The 6766-nt window shown below is 33.9% G+C and carries 8 protein-coding genes and 1 pseudogene; 7 read left to right on the forward strand and 2 right to left on the reverse strand.

Annotation, left to right across the window (positions count from 1 at the left end):
* Both BM056_RS25185 and BM056_RS25190 read right to left on the reverse strand, forming a co-directional pair.
* Positions 1-216 (reverse strand): annotated as a pseudogene (locus BM056_RS25185) (IS21 family transposase); the annotation flags it as partial.
* 362 nt (positions 217-578) lie between these two features.
* A complete protein-coding gene (locus BM056_RS25190; RefSeq protein ID WP_092476231.1) occupies positions 579-2768 on the reverse strand; it encodes a hypothetical protein in 2190 nt (729 codons plus the stop codon).
* A 239-nt stretch (positions 2769-3007) separates the two neighbouring features.
* Between BM056_RS25190 and BM056_RS27475 the strand changes: the two genes are divergently transcribed.
* From BM056_RS27475 to BM056_RS25225, 7 genes are all read left to right on the forward strand, one after another.
* Positions 3008-3130 carry a hypothetical protein gene (locus BM056_RS27475; RefSeq protein ID WP_274377596.1) on the forward strand — a complete coding sequence of 41 codons (123 nt, stop codon included), beginning with the start codon at positions 3008-3010 and terminating at the stop codon, positions 3128-3130.
* 499 nt (positions 3131-3629) lie between these two features.
* A complete protein-coding gene (locus BM056_RS25200; protein WP_092476237.1) occupies positions 3630-3896 on the forward strand; it encodes a hypothetical protein in 267 nt (88 codons plus the stop codon).
* Complete coding sequence (locus BM056_RS25205) at positions 3896-4399, forward strand: PIN domain-containing protein (protein ID WP_092476239.1); 504 nt, start codon at positions 3896-3898, stop codon at positions 4397-4399. Before BM056_RS25200 ends, BM056_RS25205 begins: the two co-directional genes overlap by 1 nt.
* 514 nt (positions 4400-4913) lie before the next feature.
* Complete coding sequence (locus tag BM056_RS25210; protein ID WP_092476242.1) at positions 4914-5375, forward strand: MarR family transcriptional regulator; 462 nt, start codon at positions 4914-4916, stop codon at positions 5373-5375.
* A 72-nt stretch (positions 5376-5447) separates the two neighbouring features.
* Positions 5448-6185: a sulfite exporter TauE/SafE family protein gene (locus BM056_RS25215; protein ID WP_092476245.1), complete on the forward strand. Its 738-nt coding sequence runs from the start codon at positions 5448-5450 to the stop codon at positions 6183-6185.
* A gap of 20 nt (positions 6186-6205) precedes the next feature.
* The gene (locus BM056_RS25220; protein ID WP_174550012.1) at positions 6206-6430 is read left to right on the forward strand and encodes a hypothetical protein; all 225 of its coding nucleotides are present in this window, start codon (positions 6206-6208) and stop codon (positions 6428-6430) included.
* 65 nt (positions 6431-6495) lie between these two features.
* Positions 6496-6766, forward strand: a 271-nt coding sequence (locus tag BM056_RS25225) for a transposase (RefSeq protein WP_131820851.1), incomplete at its 3' end; no start/stop codon positions are given.

A 6766-nucleotide genomic window follows, 5' to 3' on the forward strand; every position in this document is an offset into this window, starting at 1 on the left:
AAGCCATTTATCAATAGTCGGCTTGTAGGGATCCAACTTGGGACAGAAACGCTGTTCCGAAGCCGGTTTGGGAGCCGGTTTGTTGAAGTCCGCCATGTCGACATACTTCTGCACCGTCTTCCAATCCAAATGCAATGCATCTGCGATTTGGGAAATGTTTTCTCCTTTCACGAAGAAACGGAATCTGATATCATGTATCTTGTCCATTGTAAGCATGCTCCTCTCCTCCTTGCATTCTTTGGTCAAATACAAGGATATTGGTTATGGTTTATGCCTGCAATGGATTTTTGCATTACTATGGAATTTCCAATTGCAACATTATGGATTTTTAACTTGCAACTTTCGGTATTTTTATCTTACAACAAACATGATTAGGCTGGCTGACAGTAAAGTTTTGGTTGACAAGGTTTTCAGCGACTGGATAATTGTGCTTTGAGTTGGTAGTAGCTATTTCCGTTATGCTGTTCGGATAATTCCTGAATGGGTGTCCGGATGCGGCCGAAATATACAAGTGGCACGATTGAATTAAAAAACTCGCTGGTCTAAACGGTTGGCGAGTTTTCTAATCTTTTAATAATTTATTGTTTAGTATATATGTGTTTTATGAATGTAGCAATCTCCTCTTTTAAAAATAATGCTATTACACCAACTAACACTGTGTATATAAAAGTTCGAAATTTCGAAATGTATAAAAATATAGCCCAATTGTTAATATCATCATTATTTAGACCTTGACTGTTTGCTCTATAAATAACTAAAGCCAAAATAATACAGCTTAACATCTTTTGTATATCCCAGAAAGAAAACGAGGTGAGCTTACTAGAACTAAAAGATATTATAATTGAAAGCAAAAACATAAAAATTGCAGATAAAATTATATCATTGAGGACAAATCTAAATCTAGCTGATTTTTGATTTTGTATCGTGTTATTATGGTTTATTGTTTTTTCTAAGTTTTTTAGTCTATTTTCCAAATGCTCCCTCATCTGTTGCTCTTCCTTCAATCTGGTCTCAATGTCATTTTTATCCTCTTTAATTTGCTCAATTAAATTATCTTTTTCTTCTATTACTGTAAGGACTTCATTTAATTTATTTTCAATTTTTTTGTTTTCTTCTATTAATGCCTCTTTCACAAATTCAACATCTTTCTCTAGGTTTTTCTCGCATTTAATTTTTCCCCTCAATGCATCATCTACTAAAATTTTTTTAACTACATCAACAGATAAATCATTACAGTTTTCGAATCTAGATAACACTTCTAAAATTCTAATAGTTATTTTTTCAGCTTCAGCATCAAATTCTTGGCTCATAAAAAGCCATCTAAAACTATTCAAAACAGTTTCTTCGAATTCTGGTGTTTTGGTAACCCAAAATTGTAAAATTTGAATTAAAGTAATAGGATGAACGCATAATGGTAAGGTTTGGTTTTGGTTCTTATTCTTATATCTATCAAACCCTAATAGCCTATTATCAAGGGTAACTACCCAAAATTTTGCTTCTAAAGGGGAGTTGATTATCTTCTCTCTCTTACCATATACAAAATGCCATAAAATTACATCGTGCTGTATATTTTCATAAGATTTTGCTTTATCCGGAAAATATTTTTTTTCAAATTCTTGTTGAGCCAAAATGTCATCAACAATTTCTTGATTTGTTGAAATATTATTAAAATAATTTTTATCATAATTCCATAATCTAATATTATTCTTCTTGAGCAAGTCTGTAAGATTATTTATGTAAGGATAAAAGAAATCATATGCTCTAATATTAGCATTTATTTTTAGTTCTTCCGCATATCTTCTAGCAAAATAACTTAGCTGAGCTTCCGTATCTATAGTGGCAGCAACTAAGTTTTCAGCCATTATTATTTTACTTAAATTATCACAGTTAAAACTTATGGCTTTTTTAGTTTCTTCTATTGTGGTTGGTAATGAGAAAAAGTTAACATTAACTTTATTTGTCAAGCTTTTTGTTAAGCTCATAAGGAAGTTAGCAGCTTCATTAAATGGATTTTCGTGTAACCCCAAAACAGAAAATAAAAAATTAGTATCTGCAAATACATAAAATCTGGGATTCGAACTGCTATTTGATAATAATTTTTTTAAGGTTTCTTCAGAAAGGTTACTAGCTTCCAATAAAAAATATGCATTTAAATGTGATAATATGTATTTACGAACAATATTATTTTTCGGATCTAAAAAGTTTATAACGGATGCTCTCAGAGCTTTATGATGTTCTTTGGGGTAAATATTTAAGAACTCCCGAAAACTTGTTATGTTAGCTATGTCTGGACTGTTTCCAGAAATAATCTCATATGTACGAGCTCCCATTTCTCTTATTAACGGCATTAAAAGGTAATTATTAAAATTGCTCCATAATTCATCGATATCTATTGTAGGACAATGCTGCAATATAATTTCTTTAAAACGTCTGATTGTGGCTTCCTCAATGTTATGTATTTCGTTTCTTTCATTTTCTAATTTTGATAAACATTCTTCAGCTATTTTTATATACCCATTATGCCTTAAAATCGAATTTGTCTCTTCTAATTCACTAATTTGAGATTCTAATTGATTTAAACTTATGTTTATAAAAAACTGGCTATTTAATTCTTCTATAATTTTGTTTGTAGTTAAACAATTATTCGAATTCCATAGGACTGAAAGTATTAGTCTTTGAATAGACTTATCCCACCAACCTGCCTTGTTTAATTCAATATGATGAACAAGGGATATTAGTTCTGGAGGAAGTTTAGTGGCTTTAAGCATTTTCTGCCTCCTTATTAAAAAATCTATCAGATAGATTAATTTTCGGCAATAAATTCATTTTTCCCCCTATAAAATTGCAAAGTTTTAACAAAATGCACATTAAACACAAAATATTCTGGGCTAACCGACCTTGACTATGTCAACTAAAGGCACTAACTAAGTTAAAATGGCTTGCTAATGACTTAAAAGAAGATCAGGAACCCACTGTCAAACAGCTAAATGAAGTTGAACAAGAAAGCATGGCAGATGCATTAAAACCATTCCATAACCCAGAGCTTAGAGAATTAATTTTGAAAATCAAATCATCATTGGAACAGGTTATCAATGAGGTAACTTTACATATCATTATAGACGTTGCTTAATTAACATAAAATCTGCTAGTATGAAGCTTAGGTAAGGCCCGTGGATCAGTGTAATATAAGGATATAACAGGAACCTTACTCGCTGTGCATACGTCGACAAGCGACTCGCCTCCACCATTATACAGTGCTGATAATCGTACTTTAGAGAATTATTCCTTATGTTTATGTGGTACCTTAAATGAAATTACAAGGGCAGAGTTATGATTTGGGGTAGCGCCCGGTCTCTGGCACCAACCAAAAATAAAAAATTATTAAATAAACCAAAACCTGAGAATATATATGATAAATTAGAGTTGCAGGTTAAGACAATTAACAGGTCTAAATATAATATGTACCAACTTTCTATTGGTTTGATAAATATGGTCCACAATAATTTCGCTGTATTATAAAGTACTTTAACAATAAATGTGCATGTAACACGACTCGAAATTAAGTACCCCTTGCCGCACCCGATAAGCGGACGTAGGGGATATCTAAATTTGTATAGAGGAGGAATAACGTGATATCTGTAAAAGAGGCCGTTGTCAAGGCATTTGAATTCTTTAAGGAAATATATTCGACTGCGGAAACGTCGCTAGTTGATCTCAAACTTGAAGAAGTTGAATTAACTGAGGATGAGCAATACTGGTATGTAACAATAGGTTTTTCAGAAAAATCAATGATGGAAGGGTTCTTGCCTGTATCAGCTAACAAACGATATTATAAGATTATAAAATTAGACAGTATTACGGGAAGAGTACTTTCAATGAAAATAAGGAACCCGTAATGAAAGAAAACTATTTATTAAATCTTATCAAAAAACATAAAAATAATGGTCTCCTAATTGACTCCAACCTATTGTTGCTTTTATTTATAGGTAGTTTTAGTGTTGATTGGATTCAAAAATATAAGAGAACTAAGCAATACGTGATAGAAGATTACCAAGTTATGGTAAGTTTTATTAAACATTTCAATAAGATTTTAACTACACCTAATATACTAACAGAAGTTAGCAACTTATCCAATCAATTGCCGGAAAAAGTAAAAAACGAGTACTTTCCTGTATTTGCAAAAAAGGTTACAGTATTGCAGGAGTCCTATCACCAATCTATAGCAGTATGCCAAAGCTCGAATTTTAGAAGGTTTGGGCTCACTGATACTTTGATAATTGATATTGGTAATACAGGGTGTTTAGTTTTAACAGATGATTTTAGACTAGCAGGGTATCTAGAATCAATGAGTATTTCTGTAATAAATTTCAACCATTTACGTGGTTGGCTGATTGCTTAAAGACTGGTCATTCATCGCCTAACAATTTGAAAAAGGGGGATATTACCTCCACTTTTTTCTTTTTACCACAAACACTATATAACAAATATTAACTTTCTATACGGGTTGCAAGCTTGCAATATTTCCTAGGGCTAAGTTCCACGGCTTTGTAACAAATCCGGGTGTCGCCTCCAAATTTTTTTAAAAAAACTGAGGAACTAATATCCTCAGTTTTTTTGTTTTTATTACATCTATAATTGCCGGGCTTAATTGCTTAGGTCAAGCTTGGCAGTAATCACCCGGAAAATATAATGGACCACGCCGGTATGAATTTTTCCGGATCTCTATTACCACCTTGATAGGTAATTACCCGGAAATTCGGGTGTGTTTTTAAAAGGGAATAGGGAAAACTTGCGGCTTGAAAGCGGAGTTTATCTACATTTGGTGAAATATACCGTGCTTTTTGTTGACATGGAAACAAAAGAATGGTATATTGTTTTTGTTTCCATGTCAACAAAAAGGAGGTCGCTATTGTATGAACCTAGCCATGCAAATCGTAAATTCAATCATAAAAATTCAAGAAAATATATTCCCTCATGAATGGCAGGTTACGTTTGATGGCGTTAATCTGGCAGAAGTTCATTGTATTGATCGGATTGGCACAATTGAATATGCAAATGTCACAAAAATAGCAAACGATATGGAGATGACACGAGGGGCTATTAGTAAAATCTGCAAAAGGCTGCTAAATAAGGGGTTAGTTGAGAGTTACCAGCGACCAGATAATAACAAAGAAATTTATTATCGACTGACTGAGGGTGGGCAACATGTTTATAACGAACACAAAAAGTTGCATAGTCAAGCCAGACAGGAGAAATTATCTTTGATAAATACCTATAGTGAATACGAACAATCCATTATATTATGTTTTCTCAACGATATTAACCGCTTGTATAATAAGATGCCGGCTGGAGAGAACAATGATCAACAAGATTAATTCAAATCCATTACTTTCTCGTTATTGCAACCCGTCTTTGGTCATTTAGTCAATCAAAGGGGGTATAAAGATATGGAAATGGAAGCTTTATTATTTTTGATTTTAATAGTAGGTTTATCTGCATTTGTTCAGGGACTTACAGGATTCGGCGTCGGTATTCCTATGATGCTTTTTCTTCCTTATATGTTTAGTTATCAGACGGCTGTTGCTATTACCGTGATCTGCGCCATTGTGATGAGCTGTGTGCTTCTATTTAAAACACGAGAAAATGTGGAAATAAAAGAAATCTTGCCAGTTGTCATCCCCGTTCTAATTATGCAAATTATCAGCACTTATTTTCTGTTTGTACTGAACAATGATGTGTTAACAATCGTACTAGTTATCATCCTGCTTCTGTTCGCAGGTTTGTTCATCGTTTCCGACAGACGATGGCAGATAAAAGCTTCTGTTCCCAACAGTATCTTGGCTGGCTGCGTAACAGGCGTATGCAACATGCTCGGCATGAGCGGACCTCCGTTGGGGTATTACTATCACAGTATCTTTGAAAACAATATTCGCTACCTTGCCAATCTGCAGGCAACTCTGCTTATCACATTGACAATACTTTTGGTTCAGCATATCATCGAAGGCAATATAACACTGGTAACTTTTGAGTACTCTGCCATTGCCAGTGTAGTCTGTGTGATAGTTCTGTTGCCAGCTTTGAAAGTATTCAAAAAGTTGGATAGAAGCAAGCTGACGCAAATCATCATTGTATTTTTGATTGTGATGGCCATCATGAAGCTTGCTGAATTTTACTTGTTAGGATGAGGGAAATAATGTTTCCTTATATGATAGGCGAGGATAAAGAAACGTATAAAACAGCATTCGAATATGCCATTAGATACTTTGCAGAAAAAGATCCACTTAAGATGTCGGAAAACAGTGGAGCAATCTTTGATCCAAAACAATCTAGTATACGGATAAAAAGTCTTGGGCAAGTATTTGATGTAAAATATCCTGAGGGTAAAATAGTTTTCAACGGCTCAAAGTATATGCCCGCCTGGAATTGGTGACCCGTACCCCTTTTGATGGACAGTAAGAACACGTAGTATACTAGAAATTGAAAGGGGCAAAAAATATGGCAAGGCAATACAGTACAGAATTTAAAATGGAAGCTATAAAACGAGTAGAAGCTTCCGAAGGATCAGTGGCTTCTGTTGCAAGGGAATTAGGTATAAAAATCAACACGCTACATGGTTGGTTAAAAAGATATCGTGAAAAGCCTGAAGGGCCATTCCCTGGTAGTGGTAAGTTAAGCCCAGATGATGAATTGATAAGAAAACTTGAGCGCCAGGTCCGGGATCTTCGAGAGGAAAATGAAATCTTAAAAAAGGCGGCAGCTTACTTCG

The sequence above is a fragment of the Desulfotruncus arcticus DSM 17038 genome (genome assembly GCF_900113335.1).
Classification (GTDB): Bacteria; Bacillota; Desulfotomaculia; order Desulfotomaculales; family Desulfallaceae; genus Desulfotruncus; species Desulfotruncus arcticus.

Coding starts and splice junctions, on each gene's coding strand:
- BM056_RS25190 (WP_092476231.1), bottom strand. CDS start 2,768: ATGCTTAAAGCCACTAAACTTCCTCCAGAACTAATATCCCTTGTTCAT.
- BM056_RS25215 (WP_092476245.1), top strand. CDS start 5,448: ATGGAAATGGAAGCTTTATTATTTTTGATTTTAATAGTAGGTTTATCT.
- BM056_RS25210 (WP_092476242.1), top strand. CDS start 4,914: ATGAACCTAGCCATGCAAATCGTAAATTCAATCATAAAAATTCAAGAA.
- BM056_RS27475 (WP_274377596.1), top strand. CDS start 3,008: ATGGCAGATGCATTAAAACCATTCCATAACCCAGAGCTTAGAGAATTA.
- BM056_RS25220 (WP_174550012.1), top strand. CDS start 6,206: ATGATAGGCGAGGATAAAGAAACGTATAAAACAGCATTCGAATATGCC.
- BM056_RS25205 (WP_092476239.1), top strand. CDS start 3,896: ATGAAAGAAAACTATTTATTAAATCTTATCAAAAAACATAAAAATAAT.